This is a genomic window from Halanaerobium kushneri, assembly GCF_900156285.1.
In the GTDB taxonomy this organism is placed as follows: Bacteria; Bacillota; Halanaerobiia; order Halanaerobiales; family Halanaerobiaceae; genus Halanaerobium; species Halanaerobium kushneri.
Window position 1 is genome coordinate 1 of the sequence record NZ_FTNC01000009.1, and the last position, 17,118, is coordinate 17,118.

34 protein-coding genes are annotated in these 17,118 nt (G+C 37.5%); all 34 read left to right on the plus strand.

From position 1 onward, the window contains the following. Nucleotides 1–94, plus strand: a 94-nt coding sequence (locus BW929_RS07330; protein WP_143009710.1) for an EF-Tu C-terminal domain-related protein, incomplete at its 5' end; no start/stop codon positions are given. An 85-nt stretch (nucleotides 95–179) separates the two neighbouring features. Beyond that, nucleotides 180–491: a 30S ribosomal protein S10 gene (rpsJ, locus tag BW929_RS07335; protein ID WP_014553831.1), complete on the plus strand. Its 312-nt coding sequence runs from the start codon at nucleotides 180–182 to the stop codon at nucleotides 489–491. A 21-nt stretch (nucleotides 492–512) separates the two neighbouring features. Then, entirely contained in the window at nucleotides 513–1,133 is a 621-nt protein-coding gene (gene rplC / locus BW929_RS07340) for a 50S ribosomal protein L3 (protein WP_076544727.1), read from the plus strand. A 25-nt stretch (nucleotides 1,134–1,158) separates the two neighbouring features. Next, on the plus strand, nucleotides 1,159–1,788 hold the full coding sequence (rplD, locus tag BW929_RS07345; RefSeq protein ID WP_076544728.1) for a 50S ribosomal protein L4: 630 nt from the start codon (nucleotides 1,159–1,161) through the stop codon (nucleotides 1,786–1,788). After that, the gene (gene rplW / locus BW929_RS07350; protein ID WP_076544729.1) at nucleotides 1,785–2,075 is read left to right on the plus strand and encodes a 50S ribosomal protein L23; all 291 of its coding nucleotides are present in this window, start codon (nucleotides 1,785–1,787) and stop codon (nucleotides 2,073–2,075) included. Before rplD ends, rplW begins: the two co-directional genes overlap by 4 nt. A 28-nt stretch (nucleotides 2,076–2,103) precedes the next feature. Next, nucleotides 2,104–2,940: a 50S ribosomal protein L2 gene (rplB, locus tag BW929_RS07355; protein WP_076544730.1), complete on the plus strand. Its 837-nt coding sequence runs from the start codon at nucleotides 2,104–2,106 to the stop codon at nucleotides 2,938–2,940. 18 nt (nucleotides 2,941–2,958) lie between these two features. After that, entirely contained in the window at nucleotides 2,959–3,243 is a 285-nt protein-coding gene (gene rpsS / locus BW929_RS07360; RefSeq protein WP_076544731.1) for a 30S ribosomal protein S19, read from the plus strand. A 33-nt stretch (nucleotides 3,244–3,276) separates the two neighbouring features. Continuing rightward, the gene (rplV, locus tag BW929_RS07365) at nucleotides 3,277–3,618 is read left to right on the plus strand and encodes a 50S ribosomal protein L22 (protein ID WP_076544732.1); all 342 of its coding nucleotides are present in this window, start codon (nucleotides 3,277–3,279) and stop codon (nucleotides 3,616–3,618) included. 3 nt (nucleotides 3,619–3,621) lie between these two features. After that, complete coding sequence (gene rpsC, locus BW929_RS07370; RefSeq protein WP_076544733.1) at nucleotides 3,622–4,266, plus strand: 30S ribosomal protein S3; 645 nt, start codon at nucleotides 3,622–3,624, stop codon at nucleotides 4,264–4,266. Between the two features lie 29 nt (nucleotides 4,267–4,295). Next, nucleotides 4,296–4,730 (plus strand): 50S ribosomal protein L16, encoded by a 435-nt coding sequence (gene rplP, locus BW929_RS07375; RefSeq protein ID WP_005487011.1) that lies wholly within the window; start codon nucleotides 4,296–4,298, stop codon nucleotides 4,728–4,730. Then, the gene (rpmC, locus tag BW929_RS07380) at nucleotides 4,720–4,923 is read left to right on the plus strand and encodes a 50S ribosomal protein L29 (RefSeq protein ID WP_076544734.1); all 204 of its coding nucleotides are present in this window, start codon (nucleotides 4,720–4,722) and stop codon (nucleotides 4,921–4,923) included. Before rplP ends, rpmC begins: the two co-directional genes overlap by 11 nt. Nucleotides 4,924–4,947: 24 nt before the next feature. Then, a complete protein-coding gene (gene rpsQ, locus BW929_RS07385) occupies nucleotides 4,948–5,202 on the plus strand; it encodes a 30S ribosomal protein S17 (RefSeq protein WP_076544735.1) in 255 nt (84 codons plus the stop codon). Nucleotides 5,203–5,231: 29 nt separating this feature from the next. Beyond that, nucleotides 5,232–5,600 (plus strand): 50S ribosomal protein L14, encoded by a 369-nt coding sequence (rplN, locus tag BW929_RS07390; RefSeq protein WP_076544736.1) that lies wholly within the window; start codon nucleotides 5,232–5,234, stop codon nucleotides 5,598–5,600. 15 nt (nucleotides 5,601–5,615) lie between these two features. Next, nucleotides 5,616–5,930, plus strand: coding sequence for a 50S ribosomal protein L24 (gene rplX, locus BW929_RS07395; protein ID WP_076544737.1), 315 nt, complete (start codon nucleotides 5,616–5,618; stop codon nucleotides 5,928–5,930). Nucleotides 5,931–5,952: 22 nt separating this feature from the next. Continuing rightward, a complete protein-coding gene (gene rplE, locus BW929_RS07400; protein ID WP_076544738.1) occupies nucleotides 5,953–6,492 on the plus strand; it encodes a 50S ribosomal protein L5 in 540 nt (179 codons plus the stop codon). Nucleotides 6,493–6,520: 28 nt separating this feature from the next. After that, nucleotides 6,521–6,706 carry a type Z 30S ribosomal protein S14 gene (locus tag BW929_RS07405; RefSeq protein WP_005487017.1) on the plus strand — a complete coding sequence of 62 codons (186 nt, stop codon included), beginning with the start codon at nucleotides 6,521–6,523 and terminating at the stop codon, nucleotides 6,704–6,706. A 20-nt stretch (nucleotides 6,707–6,726) separates the two neighbouring features. Then, a complete protein-coding gene (gene rpsH / locus BW929_RS07410) occupies nucleotides 6,727–7,125 on the plus strand; it encodes a 30S ribosomal protein S8 (protein WP_076544739.1) in 399 nt (132 codons plus the stop codon). Between the two features lie 179 nt (nucleotides 7,126–7,304). Beyond that, a complete protein-coding gene (rplF, locus tag BW929_RS07415; protein WP_076544740.1) occupies nucleotides 7,305–7,838 on the plus strand; it encodes a 50S ribosomal protein L6 in 534 nt (177 codons plus the stop codon). A gap of 18 nt (nucleotides 7,839–7,856) precedes the next feature. Next, entirely contained in the window at nucleotides 7,857–8,213 is a 357-nt protein-coding gene (rplR, locus tag BW929_RS07420) for a 50S ribosomal protein L18 (RefSeq protein ID WP_076544741.1), read from the plus strand. Nucleotides 8,214–8,229: 16 nt separating this feature from the next. After that, nucleotides 8,230–8,730, plus strand: a complete 501-nt coding sequence (gene rpsE / locus BW929_RS07425) for a 30S ribosomal protein S5 (protein ID WP_076544742.1) — start codon at nucleotides 8,230–8,232, stop codon at nucleotides 8,728–8,730. A 19-nt stretch (nucleotides 8,731–8,749) separates the two neighbouring features. Further along, nucleotides 8,750–9,193, plus strand: coding sequence for a 50S ribosomal protein L15 (gene rplO, locus BW929_RS07430; RefSeq protein WP_076544743.1), 444 nt, complete (start codon nucleotides 8,750–8,752; stop codon nucleotides 9,191–9,193). Nucleotide 9,194: 1 nt separating this feature from the next. Further along, entirely contained in the window at nucleotides 9,195–10,463 is a 1,269-nt protein-coding gene (gene secY, locus BW929_RS07435; protein ID WP_076544744.1) for a preprotein translocase subunit SecY, read from the plus strand. Nucleotides 10,464–10,478: 15 nt separating this feature from the next. Next, nucleotides 10,479–11,129, plus strand: coding sequence for an adenylate kinase (locus BW929_RS07440; protein ID WP_076544745.1), 651 nt, complete (start codon nucleotides 10,479–10,481; stop codon nucleotides 11,127–11,129). Beyond that, nucleotides 11,129–11,878, plus strand: coding sequence for a type I methionyl aminopeptidase (map, locus tag BW929_RS07445; protein ID WP_076544746.1), 750 nt, complete (start codon nucleotides 11,129–11,131; stop codon nucleotides 11,876–11,878). Before BW929_RS07440 ends, map begins: the two co-directional genes overlap by 1 nt. Nucleotides 11,879–11,960: 82 nt before the next feature. Further along, a complete protein-coding gene (locus BW929_RS07450; RefSeq protein WP_076544747.1) occupies nucleotides 11,961–12,245 on the plus strand; it encodes a KOW domain-containing RNA-binding protein in 285 nt (94 codons plus the stop codon). 3 nt (nucleotides 12,246–12,248) lie between these two features. After that, entirely contained in the window at nucleotides 12,249–12,473 is a 225-nt protein-coding gene (infA, locus tag BW929_RS07455; protein ID WP_005487029.1) for a translation initiation factor IF-1, read from the plus strand. A 23-nt stretch (nucleotides 12,474–12,496) separates the two neighbouring features. After that, complete coding sequence (gene rpmJ / locus BW929_RS07460) at nucleotides 12,497–12,610, plus strand: 50S ribosomal protein L36 (protein ID WP_005487032.1); 114 nt, start codon at nucleotides 12,497–12,499, stop codon at nucleotides 12,608–12,610. Between the two features lie 20 nt (nucleotides 12,611–12,630). Then, nucleotides 12,631–13,011, plus strand: a complete 381-nt coding sequence (gene rpsM, locus BW929_RS07465) for a 30S ribosomal protein S13 (protein ID WP_076544748.1) — start codon at nucleotides 12,631–12,633, stop codon at nucleotides 13,009–13,011. A gap of 16 nt (nucleotides 13,012–13,027) precedes the next feature. Next, nucleotides 13,028–13,426: a 30S ribosomal protein S11 gene (gene rpsK, locus BW929_RS07470; protein ID WP_076544749.1), complete on the plus strand. Its 399-nt coding sequence runs from the start codon at nucleotides 13,028–13,030 to the stop codon at nucleotides 13,424–13,426. Nucleotides 13,427–13,454: 28 nt separating this feature from the next. Further along, the gene (rpsD, locus tag BW929_RS07475; protein WP_076544750.1) at nucleotides 13,455–14,081 is read left to right on the plus strand and encodes a 30S ribosomal protein S4; all 627 of its coding nucleotides are present in this window, start codon (nucleotides 13,455–13,457) and stop codon (nucleotides 14,079–14,081) included. A gap of 52 nt (nucleotides 14,082–14,133) precedes the next feature. Then, on the plus strand, nucleotides 14,134–15,078 hold the full coding sequence (locus BW929_RS07480) for a DNA-directed RNA polymerase subunit alpha (protein ID WP_076544751.1): 945 nt from the start codon (nucleotides 14,134–14,136) through the stop codon (nucleotides 15,076–15,078). Between the two features lie 13 nt (nucleotides 15,079–15,091). After that, a complete protein-coding gene (gene rplQ / locus BW929_RS07485; protein ID WP_076544752.1) occupies nucleotides 15,092–15,433 on the plus strand; it encodes a 50S ribosomal protein L17 in 342 nt (113 codons plus the stop codon). A 20-nt stretch (nucleotides 15,434–15,453) separates the two neighbouring features. Beyond that, entirely contained in the window at nucleotides 15,454–16,275 is an 822-nt protein-coding gene (locus BW929_RS07490; protein ID WP_076544753.1) for an energy-coupling factor transporter ATPase, read from the plus strand. After that, entirely contained in the window at nucleotides 16,269–17,117 is an 849-nt protein-coding gene (locus tag BW929_RS07495) for an energy-coupling factor transporter ATPase (RefSeq protein WP_076544754.1), read from the plus strand. Before BW929_RS07490 ends, BW929_RS07495 begins: the two co-directional genes overlap by 7 nt. The last annotated feature ends 1 nt before the right edge of the window (nucleotide 17,118 follow it).

The following is a 17,118-nucleotide window of genomic DNA, read 5'->3' on the forward strand; positions in this document are numbered from 1 at the left end:
TACTCCAATAGCTATGGAAGAAGGACTACGTTTTGCAATCCGTGAAGGTGGTCACACAGTAGGAGCTGGAGTTGTAACTGAAATTATTGAGTAAGGATAAAAAAGCAGAGGAGGCAGCCTCCTCGCTTTTTCTATGCTCCTAACTGAGCTTAAATCGTAAAGATTAAGGAGGTAAGCAAATGGCAAAACACGAAAAAATTAGGATTCGCCTTAAAGCTTTTGAACATGAGCTCCTGGATCAATCAGCAGAAAAGATTGTTGCTACTGCTGAAAGAACTGGTGCAGATGTATCTGGTCCAGTACCTCTACCAACAGAAAAAGAGGTATTTACAGTACTTCGCTCACCTCATGTTCATAAAGATGCAAGAGAACAATTTGAAATGAGAACCCATAAAAGACTGATCGATATTCTCGATCCTACATCAAAAACTGTAGACTCACTGATGAGGCTTGATTTGCCCGCAGGAGTAAATATAGAAATTAAACTTTAATGTCAGGAGGTGTATTAGGCCATGGCGAAAGCTATATTAGGAAAAAAACTGGGTATGACTCAGTATTTTAAAGATAATGGAGAGCTGGTACCTGTAACTGTAGTTGAGGCCGGTCCCTGTGTTGTAACACAGATTAAGACTACAGAAAAAGATGGTTATGATGCAGTACAGCTTGGATTTGGTGAAGTAAAAAAACACAGACTTAACAAACCAGAACTTGGTCAGTTTGAAAGTCGTGATCTCGAGCCCAAGAAACATCTTCGAGAATTTAAAGGACTTGATCTGGAACTGAGTGAAGGTAGTGAAATTAAAGCTGATCTCTTCGAAGTGGGAGAAAAAGTTAATGTTAGCGGAATTTCTAAAGGTAAAGGATTTGCCGGTAATATTAAGAGATGGAACCATAATACAGGACCCAAAACACACGGTTCACATTTCCATCGTGCACCTGGTTCAATCGGTGCTGTTGATGCTAGAAGAGTATTTAAAGGCTTTAAAATGCCAGGTAGAATGGGTCACGATAGAGTGACTGAAAGAAATCTAGAAATAGTAAAAGTTGATGTAGAGCGTAATGTTTTATTGATTGCTGGTCCAGTACCAGGAGCCAAAAAAGCAGTGCTTGAAATCAAATCTGTTAACAACTAAATAAGTTTAGAAAGGAGGATTTTTGATGCCGCAGGTAGCAAAATTCAATCAGAGTGGAAAAGAACTCGAAAAAGTAGAATTAAATGATTCTGTTTTTAATGATAAAATAAATAAGCATGTTGTACATCAGGTAGTTAATGCTCAATTAGCTGCTCGCAGAGGCGGAAACGCTTCTACAAAGACAAGAGGTAAAGTTCGCGGTGGTGGCCGCAAACCCTGGAGACAGAAAGGAACTGGACGTGCTCGCCACGGAAGTATTCGTTCTCCATTATGGGTAGGTGGAGGAATCACTTTTGGACCTTCCCCTCGCAGTTATGATAAAAAGTTAACTAAAAAGATGAGAAGATTGGCTTTAAGATCTGTTTTAACTGATAAAGTTGACAGAGATGAGTTAATTTTAGTTGATAAGATTGAGCTTGATCAACCAAAAACAAAAGCAGTAGTTAACATTTTAGCTGACTTAAATCTAGAAGATAAAAAAGTTGTTTTAGTAATGCCTGAAAAGGATAAAAACTTATATCTTTCAGCTAGAAATATTCCAAATGTAAAGACTCTGCTGGCCGGTTCAATTAATGCCTATGATCTTTTAGATAATGAAATGGTTATTTTTATCGAAGAAGCGGTTAAAATGGTTGAGGAGGTGCTGGGCGAATGAAAGATGCAAGAGATATCATCATAGCACCTATTATTTCTGAAAATACAATGGATCAAATGCAGGAGGCAAATACCTATACATTTAAGGTTGCCAAAAATGCAAATAAAGTTGAAATTAGAAATGCAGTAGAAGAAATCTTCTCTGTAAATGTTATAAAAGTAAATACAATGAATGTTAGAGGTAAAAAAAGAAGACTCGGCTTCCATGTTGGTAAAAAACCTGACTGGAAAAAAGCTTTAGTTAAGCTGGCTGAGGGCGATGAAATAGAAATTTACGAAGGCCTCTAAAAAATAATTCAAAAAGGAGGGAAAAAAGATGGCGATTAAAAGTTTTAAACCAACCACACCTTCAAGGCGTTATATGACTGTTGCCAGTTTTGATGAAATTACAACAGATAAGCCAGAAAAGAGCCTGCTGGCTCCATTGAAAAAGAAGGGTGGCCGTAATGCAAATGGTAGAATTACCAGCCGTCATCAGGGTGGTGGACATAAGCGCCGCTATCGTTTAATAGATTTTAAGCGGGACAAAGATGGAATTCCTGCTAAAGTAAAGACTATAGAATATGATCCAAATCGTTCTGCAAGAATTGCTCTACTGCAGTATGCAGATGGAGAAAAAAGATATATTCTTGCGCCAAACAAAGTAGAAGTTGGTGACACCTTAGATACTGGAATAGATGCAGATATTACTGCCGGTAATGCACTACAATTAAAAGATATTCCTGTAGGTACAATTGTACACAATGTAGAAATGCAGCCAGGAAAAGGCGGTCAAATTGCTCGTTCTGCTGGAACCATGGCTCAAATTCTTGCAAAAGAAGGTAAATTTGTACACTTAAAAATGCCTTCGGGTGAAGTTAGATTAATTCATAATGTATGTAAAGCTACTGTTGGACAGGTTGGTAATATTGATCACGAAAATATTACTGTCGGTAAAGCCGGACGCAGCCGCTGGAAGGGTAAAAGACCTCATGTACGCGGTGTAGTTATGAATCCTCATGACCACCCACACGGTGGTGGAGAAGGTAAATCACCTGCTGGTAGACATCCTGTAACTCCGTGGGGTAAACCTACTATGGGTAAAAAGACACGTAAACCAAAGCGCTCAGATAAGTATATTATCCGTTCACGTCACGCCAAGAAGCGCAAATAGTAGAAAGGAGGATTATTGATGGCTAGATCTATAAAAAAGGGACCTTTTGTCTCAGAGAAACTAATTGCCAGAATCAGAGAAATGAATGAGAGTGGAAAAAAACAGGTTGTTAAAACCTGGTCAAGAAGCTCAACCATTTTCCCTGAAATGGTTGGACATACAATTGCTGTCCATGATGGTCGTAAGCATGTGCCAGTATATATATCTGAAGAGATGGTAGGACATAAATTAGGAGAGTTCGCTCCAACCAGAATCTTTAGAGGTCACAGCCGCCATACAGAACGTTCAACAGCACTTAAATAAGAAATTTTGTAGATAGAGTAAGGGGGTTTTAAAATGGAAGCAAAAGCAGTTGCAAAGCATCTGCGTATTACTGCGCGCAAAGCCCGTCTGGTTACAGACTTAATTAAGGGTAAGGACGTTAATACTGCAGTTGCAATTTTAAAAAGCACACCGAAAAAAGCTGCTAAAATGGTAGAAAAAGTATTAAATTCAGCTACAGCAAATGCTGAAAATAATCATGATATGTTTGTAGATGACCTTTATGTAAAGAAAGCTTTTGTTGACGAGGGTCCTACAATGAAGAGATGGAAAGCTCGTGCACAGGGATCGGCTAGTCCTATTAACAAAAGAACCAGCCATATCACAATCGTTTTAAGCGATACAAAGGAGGGATAAAATTTGGGTAATAAAATAAATCCACATGGTCTCCGAGTTGGAGTTATAAAAGATTGGGATGCAAAATGGTATGCGGATAAAAATGATTATTCCAAACTTTTAAATGAAGATCGCGAGATTAGAAATCATGTTAAGGAGAAGATGTTTGAAGCTGGAATTTCTAAAGTTGTAATTGAAAGAGCTGCTAATAGATTGAAATTAGATGTTCACACTGCCAGACCAGGAATGGTTATTGGACGTGGAGGATCTGAAGTTGAGGCTTTAAGAAACGAAGTTGAAGCTTTAACAGGAAAAACTGTACAGATTAATGTTGTAGAGGTTGAAGATCCAGAAATGAATGCTCAGCTAGTTGCTGAAAATATTGCTTCTCAGTTAGTTAGAAGAATTTCTTTCCGGAGAGCAATGAAGCAGGCAATGAATCGTGCAATGCGCATGGGAGCTGAAGGTTTTAAGGTTCAGAGCAGTGGCCGTCTTGGTGGAGCAGAAATGGCCAGACGTGAAGGCTACAGTGAAGGTAGTGTTCCAATGCATACACTGAGAGCTGATATAGATTACGGATTTGCAGAAGCTGATACAACATATGGTTTAATTGGAGTAAAAGTTTGGATCAATAAGGGAGAAATACTTCCAGAAATAGATGATGAATAGATAGATTATGCAGGAAAGGAGGCTCTTTGATGTTAGTACCTAAAAGAGTAAAACATCGTAAGCAAATGAGAGGAAGAATGAAAGGTAAAGCTCATCGGGGAAATAAAATCACCTTTGGTGAATATGGCCTGCAGGCCTTAGAACCCGTATGGATTACCAATAGACAGATAGAGGCTGCTCGTGTTGCCCTTACTAGAAGCATTAAGCGTGGAGGTAAAGTTTGGATTAAAATTTTCCCGGACAAGCCTGTAACCGCAAAACCTGCTGAAACACGTATGGGTAGTGGTAAAGGTGCACCTGAGAAGTGGGTAGCAGTTGTTAAACCAGGTAGAATTATGTTTGAGCTGGCTGGTGTACCGGAAGAGGTTGCCAGAGAAGCGATGCGCCTTGCATCTCACAAACTACCTATTAAAACTAAATTTGTAGCAAGAGAGGGAATGGATGGTGAGGCCGATGAGAGCTGATGAATTAAGAAATTTAACAGAAGCAGAGTTAGAACAGAAAGCCCGCGAATTTAAAGAAGAGTTATTTAACCTACGCTTTCAACATGCAACAGCACAGTTGGATAATCCTATGAGGATAAAAGAGGTTAAAAGAATTATTGCCCGAATTAAAACTATTCTGCGGGAAAAGGAACTTGGTATAGAGAGGGCTTAATTCTTTTTTGAAAGGAGGTTTCTCATGGAAAGAAATAGTCGTAAAGAACGTAAAGGTGTTGTAGTTAGTGATAAGAGAGATAAAACTATCACAGTAGCTGTAGAGCGCAGAACACAGCATCCTAAATATAAAAGAGTTGTCAAGAAAACTAAAAAATATACAGCTCATGATGAAGAGAATGTTTGTAATGAAGGTGACACTGTAAGAATTATGGAAACACGTCCCTTAAGTAAGACTAAGAGATGGCGTTTAGTAGAAATTATTGAAAAAGCAAAATAAGTCCTGGAAGTAGAAAGGAGGGCCTGAAAATGATACAATCTGAAAGCCGTTTAAAGGTAGCGGATAATTCAGGTGCCCGCGAACTTTTATGTATTAAGGTACTTGGAGGCTCCAAAAAGAAATATGCTAAAGTTGGAGATACAATAGTAGTCAGCGTTAAAGAAGCTATTCCAGACGGAATGGTAAAAAAAGGTGAGGTTGCTAAAGCAGTAGTTGTTAGAACCAAAAAGTCCTTAAAACGCAAAGACGGCACCTATATTAGATTTGACGAAAATGCAGCAGTAATAATAGATGACAATAATAATCCTAAGGGTACACGTATTTTTGGTCCTGTGACCCGTGAACTGAGGGAAAAGAATTATATGAAGATTATCTCCCTTGCACCGGAGGTATTATAGAAGGAGGGGATTGGATTGAGAATTAAAAAAGGTGACACTGTGGAAGTAATATCCGGAAAAGATAAAGGTAAACGCGGTGAGATTTTAAAGGTAGATCCTAAAAAAGATCGCGTAATTGTTGAAGGTGTAAATATTGTGCACCGTCATGTTAGTCCTACACAGGATATGCCGCAGGGTGGAATTATAGAAAATGAAGCACCAATACATGCTTCAAATGTTCAGCTCGTCTGCCCCCGTTGTGACGAAAAGACAAGGGTTGGAGCAGAGCGTTTAGATGATGGTACTAAAGTAAGAACATGCAAAAAATGTGACGAAGTTGTTGATAAATAAATAAGCGGAAGGAGGTCCAGAAATGTCAGTATTAGCTAATGAATACAGGGAAGAAATTCTACCCCAGCTGATGGAGAAATTTGATTACAATAATGTAATGGAAGCTCCTAAATTAGAAAAAATTGTTGTTAATGTTGGGTTGGGAGATGCTAAAGAAGATACTAAACTTCTGGATACTGTTGTTGATGAGATCGCAAGAATAACCGGACAGAGTCCTACTGTAACTCGAGCAAAGAAATCCATTGCTAATTTTAAAATTAGAGAGGGTATGCCGGTTGGAGTTAAGGTTACTCTTCGCGGTGAGCAGATGTTTGAGTTTTTATATAAATTGGTTAACATTACAATGCCACGTATCCGAGATTTTAGAGGTGTATCTCCTAAATCATTTGACGGTCGCGGTAATTACAGCTTAGGAATAAGCGAACACACTGTTTTCCCAGAAATTAATATCGATGATGTTGATAATATTCATGGTATGGAAATTACCATTGTGACTTCTGCTGAAACGGACGAAGAAGCATTTGAATTATTATCATTGATGGGAATGCCATATAAGAAGTAAAGACCTATAAATTGAAGGAGGGTTTAGTTTGGCACGTAAAGCTTTAATTGAAAAGGCCAATAAAGAGCCTAAATATGAAACACGTAAAGTGAATCGCTGCAGTAGATGTGGACGTTCACGTGGATATATGAGAAAATTTGATTTATGCAGAATTTGTTTCCGAGAATTAGCCCATAAAGGCGAAATTCCTGGAGTTAAAAAAGCAAGCTGGTAAAACTGGAAGGAGGTTTGTAAATGAATTTAACAGATCCAATAGCAGATATGCTGACCCGGATTCGCAATGCTAATAGTGTTGGGAAAGATAGAGTTGATATTCCCGCTTCTAAGGTTAAAACCAGCATTGGTGAACTTTTAAAAGATGAAGGTTTCATTAATGATGTAAAATTAGTTGAAAGAAAACCTCAGAATATGATTCGGGTTTATTTAAAATATGGAGATAATGATGAAAAAGTAATAAGTGGAATTAAAAGAATCAGTAAGCCTGGTCTGAGAGTCTATGTTGGCAAGGACGAAGTGCCACAGGTTCTTGGTGGTTTAGGAATCGCTGTGATTTCAACTTCCCAGGGTGTTATGAGTGATAAAGCGGCAAGAGAAAAAGGTATCGGTGGAGAGGTTCTCTGTTACGTCTGGTAGACTGGAGATTAGAAGTTGCACTAACCTTTCATTTATAAACGTATTGTCAGGTTAGTATTAGCGCATCGAGCGCGTCAGAGGTTGGAAGTTAGATGTGTTTACAATTGTCTCTAAGATCTGGCTGATGGCTTCTGCTTGAGAGAACTTTTCTAAGATAAAATATTTCGGAGGTGAAATTTATGTCACGTATTGGTGATCTACCTATAGAAATACCAGAGAAAGTTGAAGTAACTGTTGATGGCCAGACTGTTAAAGTTAAGGGTCCATTAGGTGAATTGGAAAGAACTTTTAAACCTGGTATTGATATCAAAGTTGATGAAAATGAAGTTGTTGTTGAACGCAATGGCGAAGATATTGAATCTCGCTCCATGCACGGTTTGGTTAGAAGTTTAATCGAAGGTATGGTTGAGGGAGTTAGCAAGGGCTTTGAGAAAAAATTAGAAATGGTAGGTGTAGGATATAATGCTCAGGTTCAAGGTGATAAGCTGAAACTTGAAGTTGGATATTCACACCCTGTAATTATAGAAGCTGAAGGTGATATTTCTTTTGAAGTTGAAAAAAACACAAATATCACAGTTAAAGGTATTGATAAGCAGCGTGTTGGTGATACAGCAGCTAAGATTCGTGAAGTAAGAAAACCAGAACCTTACAAAGGTAAAGGAATTAAATATGTTGGAGAACATATTAGACGTAAGGTCGGTAAAACTGGTTAATAGAAAGGAGTGAATGTGATGGGTAAAAGAGAAGCAAGACAAAAGCGCCATCAGAGAATTAGAAATAAAGTTGTGGGTACACCCAATCGTCCAAGAATGAATGTAACCCGTACTTTAAAGCACATGTATGTGCAGATTATAGATGATTTATCTGGAGAAACTGTTGCTTCTGCATCTACTCTTGATCCAGCTCTTCGCGATTCAATTGAAGTAGCAAGTAACAGGGAAGCTGCTAAAATGGTAGGAGAATTAGCTGCCAGTAGAGCACTGGAGAAAGGAATAGATACAGTAGTTTTCGACAGAAGTGGATATAAATACCACGGCCGAGTTAAAGCTCTGGCTGATGCTGCCCGCGAGGAAGGGCTAAAGTTTTAAATAAGGAGGTAAATTAATGAGTAAAATTAACGCTGATAAACTCGATCTTGAGGAACGCGTGGTTAACATTAATCGTGTTGCCAAGGTTGTAAAAGGTGGCCGTAGATTTAGCTTTAGTGCCCTGGTAGTTGTAGGGGACAAAGAAGGCCATGTTGGTGCAGGTATCGGTAAAGCAAATGAAGTGCCTGAAGCCATTAGAAAAGGTATTGATGCAGCTAAAAAAGAATTAATCGAAGTTCCAATTGTGGATACAACAATTCCGCATGAGAAAACTGGAGTTTTTGGTGCTGGTAGAGTACTACTGAAACCCGCTGCTCCTGGTACTGGTGTTATTGCTGGTGGTCCTGTGCGTGCGGTAATCGAGCTTGCAGGAATTAGTGATATTTTAACTAAATCTCTTGGAACATCCAATCCGATTAATATGATCAATGCTACAATTACTGGTCTTAAAGAACTTAAAAGCGCAGAACAAGTTGCCAAATTAAGAGGTAAGTCTGTAGAAGAATTAATTGGATAATTATCAAGGAGGTGTAAGTATGAAATTAAATAATCTTAAACCTGCTGCAGGATATAAAAAGGATCGCAAAAGAGTTGGTCGTGGTACTGGCTCCGGTCGTGGCTATACATCCGGTAGAGGTGCAAACGGACAGAACTCTCGTGCAGGTGGAAGAGTACGTCCAACATTTGAGGGTGGACAAACTCCTCTGTTTAGACGTCTTCCCAAAAGAGGGTTTAACAATAAATTTAAAAAAGAATTTAATGAAGTTAATGTATATCAATTAAATAAATTTTCCGCTGATGAAACTGTAACACCTGAAGTTTTATTAGAAAAGGGAATTATTGATGGTATCGCTAAAAACGGTGTTAAAATACTTGGTAAAGGTGAAGTTAATGTTGCTTTAGATGTTAAAGCACAGGCTTTTACTGCTTCTGCCAGAAAAAAGATAGAAGCTGCTGGCGGAAAGTCAGAGGTGATATAAGTTGATAAAGGCTCTCGGTAATGTTTTTAAAGTAAAAGAACTTAGAAATAAAGTTTTATTTATGCTCGCTATGATGGCTGTCTATCGTCTAGGAGCTCATATACCAGTTCCTGGAGTAGATGTTGCATTACTTCAGGAAAGACTTTTCGGTGGAAACTTTGGTGGAGCACTTGACTTTTTGGATTTATTTGCAGGTGGTGCTTTAAAAAACTTTACAATTTTCGCGATGAGCATTACGCCCTACATTACTGCTTCAATTATTCTGCAGCTACTTACTGTAGTTGTTCCTAAATTAGAAGAACTTTCTAAACAGGGTAATGAGGGCCGCAAAAAAATTGCACAGTATACAAGATACGGAACTATTGTGCTGGCTGTTATTCAGGCAGTAGGAATTACAATGTATATTAGACGTTTTGGAGCAGTACCTAATGCAACAGCTTTTGATATCGCTCTAATTATTGTTAGTTTAACTGCAGGAACAGCCTTCTTAATGTGGCTGGGTGAGCAGATCACAGATAAGGGAATTGGTAATGGTATTTCTATTATCATTTTTACATCTATTATCTCTCGCTTCCCGTCAGATATGTATAACACATATGAGTTATTACAGGCAGGCACAATCTCAATTTTAAATGTGCTAATTTTTGCTGTACTGGCTATAATAATTATTGCTGGTATTATCTTTGTTCAGCAAGGTGAAAGAAGAATTCCGGTTCAATATTCAAAAAGAATTGTGGGCCGCCGAGTTTACGGAGGTAGAAGTACACATATTCCGATGAAGATTAATCAGGCTGGAGTTATTCCAGTAATTTTTGCCTCATCTGTACTTTTATTCCCGGGAATTATTGCTCAGGTTTTGCCTTATGACTGGGCTACAGGCCTTGCAAATGCTATTAGTCCTGGTTCAGGACTGTATATGGTACTGTATGGTCTAATGATTTTATTCTTTACTTATTTCTATACTGCAATTACCTTTAATCCAGAAGAGGTTGCAGATAATATGAAAAAATATGGTGGTTTTATTCCTGGAATTCGTCCTGGAAGACCAACTATTAATTATTTAGATAGAGTATTAATGAGAGTTACACTAGCAGGAGCTATATTCTTAACAATTGTTGCATTACTTCCTTTTGCTATGCAGCCACTAACTGGGGTTACAATTAGTTTTGGTGGTACATCGCTGATCATTATGGTAGGTGTAGCTTTAAAAACTATGGAACAGATCGAATCCCATCTCCTGATGAGACACTATGAAGGTTTCATGAAATAAAAAGGAGGAACTAAAATGGATATGATTTTACTGGGTTTGCCCGGAGTTGGCAAAGGAACTCAGGCTAAAAAATTAGAAGAAACTCTGGAAATTCCTCATATTGCTACTGGTGATATTTTCAGAAAGGCCATTAAAAATGAGACACCTCTTGGTAAAAAGGCTAAATCATTTATTGATGCCGGTGAATTAGTGCCAGATGAAGTTACAATCGGAATTGTTGAAGAAAGATTAAAAGAGGATGATTGTGAAGATGGCTTTATTCTGGATGGATTTCCACGCACAATTGCACAGGCAGAGGCTCTGGATAAAATTTTAGCTGAGCAGAATAGAGAGCTTGATTTAGCAATTTATTTACAGGCTGAAATTGATATTTTAGTTGAAAGACTGGCTGGACGCAGAGTTTGTGTTGATTGTGGTGCCACCTATCATGTTAAAAATGACCCACCTGAAGTTGAAGGTGTATGTGATGTATGTGGTGGTGATGTAATTCAGCGCAGTGATGACCAGGAAGAAACTGTTAAGAAAAGAATTGAAGTTAACAAAGAAAAAACTGCTAAACTTGCAGATTACTATCAAAATAAAGGAATACTGCATGAAGTACAGAGTACCGGTGGAATCGAAAAGGTACAGCAGAGACTAATGAAATTAATTGAGGCGAATAAATAATGATTATCTTGAAATCGAGGCGTGAAATTGATATAATGCGTGAAGCAAATCAGATAGTAGCAGAAACACATGCTTATCTGGCAGAAAATATTAAACCAGGGATATCCACAGCTGAACTGGATCAGCTTGCTGACGAATTTATTCGTAGTAAAGGAGCAGTTCCGTCTTTTAAAGGATATCAGGGTTTCCCAGCCTCTATTTGTATTTCAATTAATGAAGAAGTTGTACATGGTATTCCTGCTGATCATCGTTTCTTAGAAGCTGGTGATATAGTAAGTATTGACATTGGAACTTTTTATGAAGGCTTTAATGGTGATGCTGCCAGAACACATGCAGTTGGTTCAATTTCTGAAAATGCCAGCAAATTATTGAAAGTAACTGAAGAATCTCTTCTGAAAGGAATTGAAAAAGCAGTTATCGGCAACAGATTATTTGATATTTCTCATGCTGTACAGGAATATGTTGAGGAAAATGGGTTTTCTGTGGTTCGAGATTATGTAGGTCATGGAATTGGTCGTGATATGCATGAAGATCCACAGATACCTAATTTTGGGCCGGCAGGTAAAGGTCCAAAATTAAAAGAAGGGATGACCCTTGCTATAGAGCCAATGGTTAACATTGGTGGTTATGAAGTCGAGACCCTCGAGGATGACTGGACTGTAGTAACAAAAGATAGAAGTCTTTCTGCTCATTTTGAGCATACAATTGCAATAACTAAAGCTGGAGTTGAAATATTAAGTAAACTTTAACTTTTATTGCAGAGTCTGTCTTATCTATGGTATAATGTACAGTGCGTGTTAAAAAGAGAGAGTGAAGAAATGAGTGATATTTTTGGATACTGCTTTTAAAGTTGGCGAAATTGTAAAGTCGACTGCCGGCAGAGATAAAGATACTTATTATCTAGTGATAGGTAATCAGTCTAATAGAAAAATAAAAGTTGTCGATGGTGTGAAGAGGAAATTTAATAATCCAAAATATAAAAATAGCAGACATTTAGAAAGCACAGGTCAGATTGCAGCAGAGTTTTTAAGAGATTTGAAAAAGAAGAAACGAGTTCGCAGTGAAGATGTTCGCTTAATTTTAAAGGATTATCTCAGTAAAGAGGAGGTCAAATAATTTATGGCAAAAGAAGATCCTATTGAAGTCCAGGGTACAGTTGTTGAACCCCTGCCAAATGCAATGTTTAGAGTAGAATTGGAAAACGGACATAAAGTTCTGGCACATGTTTCAGGAAAAATGAGGATGAATTTTATACGAATCTTACCTGGTGATAAGGTAACAGTAGAACTTTCTCCCTATGACTTGAGTCGTGGCCGGATTACTTATCGACATAAAGCGAAATAAATTACCACAAGGGGTGATTGTTAATGAAAGTAAGACCATCAGTTAAGCCGATTTGTGATAAATGTAAGGTTATCAGACGCAATGGTAAAGTAATGGTTATTTGTGAGAATCCCAAGCATAAACAGCGTCAGGGATAAAAAATACTGGAGGTGAAATCATGGCTAGAATTGAAGGTGTTGATCTTCCTAGAAATAAAAGGGTAGAGATTGGATTGACATATATTTATGGTATCGGTAAAACTACTTCTCAAAAAATTCTTGAGAGCACAGGCATTGATCCTGATACAAGAATTAAGGATTTAACTGAAGCTGAAATTTCAGAATTAAGAAGTGAAATTGATGAAAATTATATTGTTGAAGGTGAATTAAGAAGAGAAAGAAGAGCTGATATCAAAAGATTAAAGGATATTGGTTGTTACCGTGGTCTTCGTCACCGCAGAGGTTTACCAGTACGTGGACAGAGAACTAAAACAAATGCTCGTACACGTAAAGGACCTAAGAAAACTGTTGGTGTTACAAGATCAAAACCAGCTAAGTAAGGAGGGAATTTAATTAATGGCTAAAAATAAGAAGAAAAAATCACGTAGAAGAAAAAAGGTTAAGCGTAATATAGAAAAAGGTCAGGCTCATATTAAATCTACATTTAATAACACGATTATTTCAATTACTGATGAAGAAGGAAAGGTAATTGCCTGGTCAAGTGCTGGAAAAGTTGGTTACAAAGGTTCCAGAAAGAGTACTCCTTTTGCTGCTCAGCTGGCTGCAGAAAATGCTGCTGAAGAAGCAAAGGAAATGGGTCTTAAAGAAGTTGAAATCTATGTTAAAGGTCCTGGATCCGGTAGAGAGTCTGCAATTAGAACTCTACAGTCTGCAGGTTTAAACATTACTTTAATTAAAGATATTACTCCTATTCCACATAATGGATGTAGACCCCCAAAAAGAAGACGTATATAATTATATAATAGAAAGTTGAGGTGTAAAAATGGCAAGATATACAGGTTCAGTTTGTAAATTATGCAGGCGTGAAGGTGAAAAATTATATTTAAAAGGCGCCCGCTGTTATAGTGATAAATGTTCTTTTGATCGCAGACCTTATGTTCCAGGTGAACATGGTCAGGGACGTCAGAAGGTATCCGAATATGGTTCCCAGTTAAGAGAAAAGCAGAAAGTTAGAAGAATTTATGGAATTATGGAGAAACAGTTCCGTAATTACTTCGAAAAGGCTGAAAATGAGACTGGTGTTACAGGTGAAAATTTCCTCCAGTTATTAGAAAGAAGACTGGATAATGTTGTTTATAGAATGGGTTTTGCAAGTTCCCGCAGTGAAGCAAGACAGTTTGTATTACACGGACATATTAAAGTTAATGGGCGCAAGGTTGACATTCCTTCCTATGAAATTGATGTAGATGATGTTATTAGTGTTAAGGATTCCAGCCGCAAGTCCAAACGTTTTAAAGAAATCTTTGAATATAATGCTGACTTTGCTACACAGGAATGGATTAATTCTGATCTTGAAAAAGCTGAAGGTACAGTTGTTGCATTACCAGAGAGGGAAGATATCGATTATCCGGTAGAAGAGCACCTGATTGTCGAGTATTATTCACGGTAAATGAATACCCTCAGTCATAAAATTGTTAATTTAAGGAGGGTAAGCTGATAAGATGATAGAAATTGAAAAACCACGTGTGGAAAGACTTGAAAGTGATGAAAACTATGGTCGTTATGAAATTTCTCCTTTAGAAAGAGGATATGGGACTACTCTTGGTAATTCACTGCGTCGTATCTTGCTTTCTTCTCTACCTGGAGCCGCACTTACTTCAGTTAAAGTAGAGGGAGTAAAGCATGAGTTTTCGGCTATTCCAGGAGTAGTTGAAGATATGACAGATCTAATTTTGAATCTAAAAGAGGTAGTTGTTAAGTATTCTGGAGAAGAACAGACAACTATTCGCTTAGAAGCAGAAGGAGAAGGAGAAGTAACTGCTGGTGACTTTATTTCTTCAGGTGATGTACAGGTTGTTAATAAAGATCACCATATTGCTACTTTAGCAGAGGATGGAAGACTTGTTTTAGAAGCAACTGTCGATAAAGGTAGAGGTTATCATACCGCTGAAGAAAACAAGGATCTTTTTGATAATGTGATTGGTTTAATTCCAATAGACTCTTCTTACAGTCCTATTGAAAGAGCCAATTTTAACATTCAAAATACCAGAGTTGGTCAGGTAACTGATTTTGACCGTCTGGTACTGGAAGTAAATACTAATGGTAGTATTCATCCTGATGATGCTATCAGTCTTGCTGCTAAAATCATGGTTGAGCATCTTGAACTGTTTATTAATTTGACAGATGAAATTGAAGATGTAGAAATCATGGTAGAAGTAGAGGAAGAAGAAAAGGATAAAATCTTAGATACAACAATTGAAGAATTAGAGCTTTCTGTTCGTTCTTCTAATTGTCTAAAGCGGGCCGGTATCAACACAGTTGAAGAACTTGTTGATAAAACTGAAGATGATCTAATGAAGGTTCGTAATCTGGGTAAAAAATCCTTACAGGAAATTAAAGATAAATTAGATGAACTTGATCTAGATTTAAAAGAGAATGAAATTTAAGGAGGGATTTTAGGTGGCTAAGCGTAAATTACAGAAAAGATCTTCTCATCGTCAGGCGATGTTTAGAAATATGGCAACATCACTGTTTCGTGAGGGAAGAATCGAAACTACACTACCTAAGGCTAAAGAATTAAGATCTTATGCTGAGAAACTTATTACTGCTGCTAAGACTAATAATCTGGCCTCAAGACGCAGAGTAATGAGTAAAATCAAAGATAAAGAAGTAGTTACTAAATTATTTGATGAAATTGCACCTCAGTATGCAGAAAGACCTGGTGGTTATACAAGGATTTTAAAGATGTATCCCCGTAGAGGAGATGCAGCAAAGAAAGCAATTATTGAACTGGTAGAATAATACTGAATGTAGGTGTTAATATGAGCCTGATAGAAATAAATGGGGTAGATTTTCTTTATCAAAATGACAACAGTGATAGACCGGCACTGCAGAATATTAACCTGCAGATAGAGGCCGGTGATTTTGCTGTTATTATTGGTTCAAATGGTTCGGGCAAATCTACCCTGGCAAAGTTATTAAATGTACTCTTAACTCCCTCTAAAGGAGAAATTTTTGTATCCGGTTTAAATACTAATAATCGTGATAATACCTGGAAGATTAGACAAAAAGTAGGGATGGTTTTTCAAAATCCTGATAATCAGCTTGTTGCTTCCATGGTAGAAGATGATGTAGCATTTGGACCTGAAAATCTTGGTGTTCCCAGTTCTGAAATTCGAAAAAGGGTTGATAAAGCTCTTGAGATGGTGGGAATGGCTGGTTTTCAAAAATTTGCTCCTCACAAATTATCTGGAGGACAGAAGCAGAGAGTTGCAATTGCCGGGGTTATTGCCATGGAACCTGAATGTATTGTCCTGGATGAACCTACTGCAATGCTTGATCCTCAGGGTAGAAAAGAGGTTATGGAGACAGTAGAATATTTAAATAGAGAAAAAGGGATTACTGTTGTGCATATTACTCATTTTATGGAAGAAGCAGTAGATGCAGATCAGGTTATTGTAATGAACCAGGGGAAAATTTTGCATAAAGGAAGTCCTAAATCCATCTTTAGATTAGTTGAGCAGTTAAAAGACGTAAACTTAGATATACCTGTTGCAGTTGAAGTTGCTGAATATCTGCGGCGGGAAAAGATAGAAATTCCTGATATTTTGAGCATAGACGAGTTGGTGGATGCTTTATGCTAATTGAATTAGATAACGTAAGCCATGTCTATCAGGATGAAAATAATGTTAAAGCTTTAACTGATATTAATTTAGAAATCAGTCGTGGAGAATTTATTGGTATAGTAGGACATACTGGTTCCGGTAAATCCACCTTAGTGCAGCTTTTTAATGGTCTGATTATACCAAGTTCTGGCACTGTTAAAGTTAATGGAAAAAACATTACTAATGAAAAAAGTAATCTAAAAGAAACCAGACGTCACGTTGGTTTGGTTTTTCAGTATCCTGAGCATCAATTATTTGAAGAAACTGTATATCAGGATATAGCTTTTGGGCCTAAAAATCTTGGTTTAGATAAGGATGAGATTCAGAACAGAGTTAAAGAAGTTATGGAGCTGGTGGGACTGGATTATCAGGAATTTAAGGATAGATCTCCATTTAATTTAAGCGGTGGTCAGCAGCGTAAAGTTGCTATAGCTGGTGTGCTGGCTTTAAAACCAGATGTATTAGTTCTGGATGAACCCAGTGCAGGACTGGATCCACAGGGAAGAAAACAGCTGGCAGAACTATTAAAATATCTTTACCAGGAGCTTGAAATGACAGTTATATTAATTTCTCATCGGATGGAAGAGATAGCTGAACTTGCCAGTAGAGTTATTGTAATGCATCAGGGAGAAATTGTAATTGATGATACTCCTGTTGAAGTTTTTTCTCGAGAACAGGAGCTGCATAAACTTTCTCTTGATCTTCCTCAAATCACAGAAATTCTACATCGTTTAGATGAAAAGGGTTTGAAAGTAAATACTGATTTATTTTCTATATCTGAGGCATCAGCCGAAATAATTAAAGCGTTGAGGAGCAAATAAT

Excerpts from the sequence above, each read along its gene's own strand:
- rplB (WP_076544730.1), top strand. The coding sequence starts at position 2,104 with ATGGCGATTAAAAGTTTTAAACCAACCACACCTTCAAGGCGTTATATG.
- BW929_RS07440 (WP_076544745.1), top strand. The coding sequence starts at position 10,479 with ATGGATATGATTTTACTGGGTTTGCCCGGAGTTGGCAAAGGAACTCAG.
- rplP (WP_005487011.1), top strand. The coding sequence starts at position 4,296 with ATGTTAGTACCTAAAAGAGTAAAACATCGTAAGCAAATGAGAGGAAGA.
- rplV (WP_076544732.1), top strand. The coding sequence starts at position 3,277 with ATGGAAGCAAAAGCAGTTGCAAAGCATCTGCGTATTACTGCGCGCAAA.
- rpsQ (WP_076544735.1), top strand. The coding sequence starts at position 4,948 with ATGGAAAGAAATAGTCGTAAAGAACGTAAAGGTGTTGTAGTTAGTGAT.
- rpsM (WP_076544748.1), top strand. The coding sequence starts at position 12,631 with ATGGCTAGAATTGAAGGTGTTGATCTTCCTAGAAATAAAAGGGTAGAG.
- rpsK (WP_076544749.1), top strand. The coding sequence starts at position 13,028 with ATGGCTAAAAATAAGAAGAAAAAATCACGTAGAAGAAAAAAGGTTAAG.
- rpsJ (WP_014553831.1), top strand. The coding sequence starts at position 180 with ATGGCAAAACACGAAAAAATTAGGATTCGCCTTAAAGCTTTTGAACAT.
- rplC (WP_076544727.1), top strand. The coding sequence starts at position 513 with ATGGCGAAAGCTATATTAGGAAAAAAACTGGGTATGACTCAGTATTTT.
- rplN (WP_076544736.1), top strand. The coding sequence starts at position 5,232 with ATGATACAATCTGAAAGCCGTTTAAAGGTAGCGGATAATTCAGGTGCC.
- rpsS (WP_076544731.1), top strand. The coding sequence starts at position 2,959 with ATGGCTAGATCTATAAAAAAGGGACCTTTTGTCTCAGAGAAACTAATT.
- rplW (WP_076544729.1), top strand. The coding sequence starts at position 1,785 with ATGAAAGATGCAAGAGATATCATCATAGCACCTATTATTTCTGAAAAT.
- rplD (WP_076544728.1), top strand. The coding sequence starts at position 1,159 with ATGCCGCAGGTAGCAAAATTCAATCAGAGTGGAAAAGAACTCGAAAAA.
- rplF (WP_076544740.1), top strand. The coding sequence starts at position 7,305 with ATGTCACGTATTGGTGATCTACCTATAGAAATACCAGAGAAAGTTGAA.
- rplO (WP_076544743.1), top strand. The coding sequence starts at position 8,750 with ATGAAATTAAATAATCTTAAACCTGCTGCAGGATATAAAAAGGATCGC.
- rplR (WP_076544741.1), top strand. The coding sequence starts at position 7,857 with ATGGGTAAAAGAGAAGCAAGACAAAAGCGCCATCAGAGAATTAGAAAT.
- BW929_RS07490 (WP_076544753.1), top strand. The coding sequence starts at position 15,454 with ATGAGCCTGATAGAAATAAATGGGGTAGATTTTCTTTATCAAAATGAC.
- rpsH (WP_076544739.1), top strand. The coding sequence starts at position 6,727 with ATGAATTTAACAGATCCAATAGCAGATATGCTGACCCGGATTCGCAAT.
- map (WP_076544746.1), top strand. The coding sequence starts at position 11,129 with ATGATTATCTTGAAATCGAGGCGTGAAATTGATATAATGCGTGAAGCA.
- infA (WP_005487029.1), top strand. The coding sequence starts at position 12,249 with ATGGCAAAAGAAGATCCTATTGAAGTCCAGGGTACAGTTGTTGAACCC.
- rpmJ (WP_005487032.1), top strand. The coding sequence starts at position 12,497 with ATGAAAGTAAGACCATCAGTTAAGCCGATTTGTGATAAATGTAAGGTT.
- rplE (WP_076544738.1), top strand. The coding sequence starts at position 5,953 with ATGTCAGTATTAGCTAATGAATACAGGGAAGAAATTCTACCCCAGCTG.
- BW929_RS07495 (WP_076544754.1), top strand. The coding sequence starts at position 16,269 with ATGCTAATTGAATTAGATAACGTAAGCCATGTCTATCAGGATGAAAAT.
- rpsD (WP_076544750.1), top strand. The coding sequence starts at position 13,455 with ATGGCAAGATATACAGGTTCAGTTTGTAAATTATGCAGGCGTGAAGGT.
- rpsE (WP_076544742.1), top strand. The coding sequence starts at position 8,230 with ATGAGTAAAATTAACGCTGATAAACTCGATCTTGAGGAACGCGTGGTT.
- rpmC (WP_076544734.1), top strand. The coding sequence starts at position 4,720 with ATGAGAGCTGATGAATTAAGAAATTTAACAGAAGCAGAGTTAGAACAG.
- BW929_RS07480 (WP_076544751.1), top strand. The coding sequence starts at position 14,134 with ATGATAGAAATTGAAAAACCACGTGTGGAAAGACTTGAAAGTGATGAA.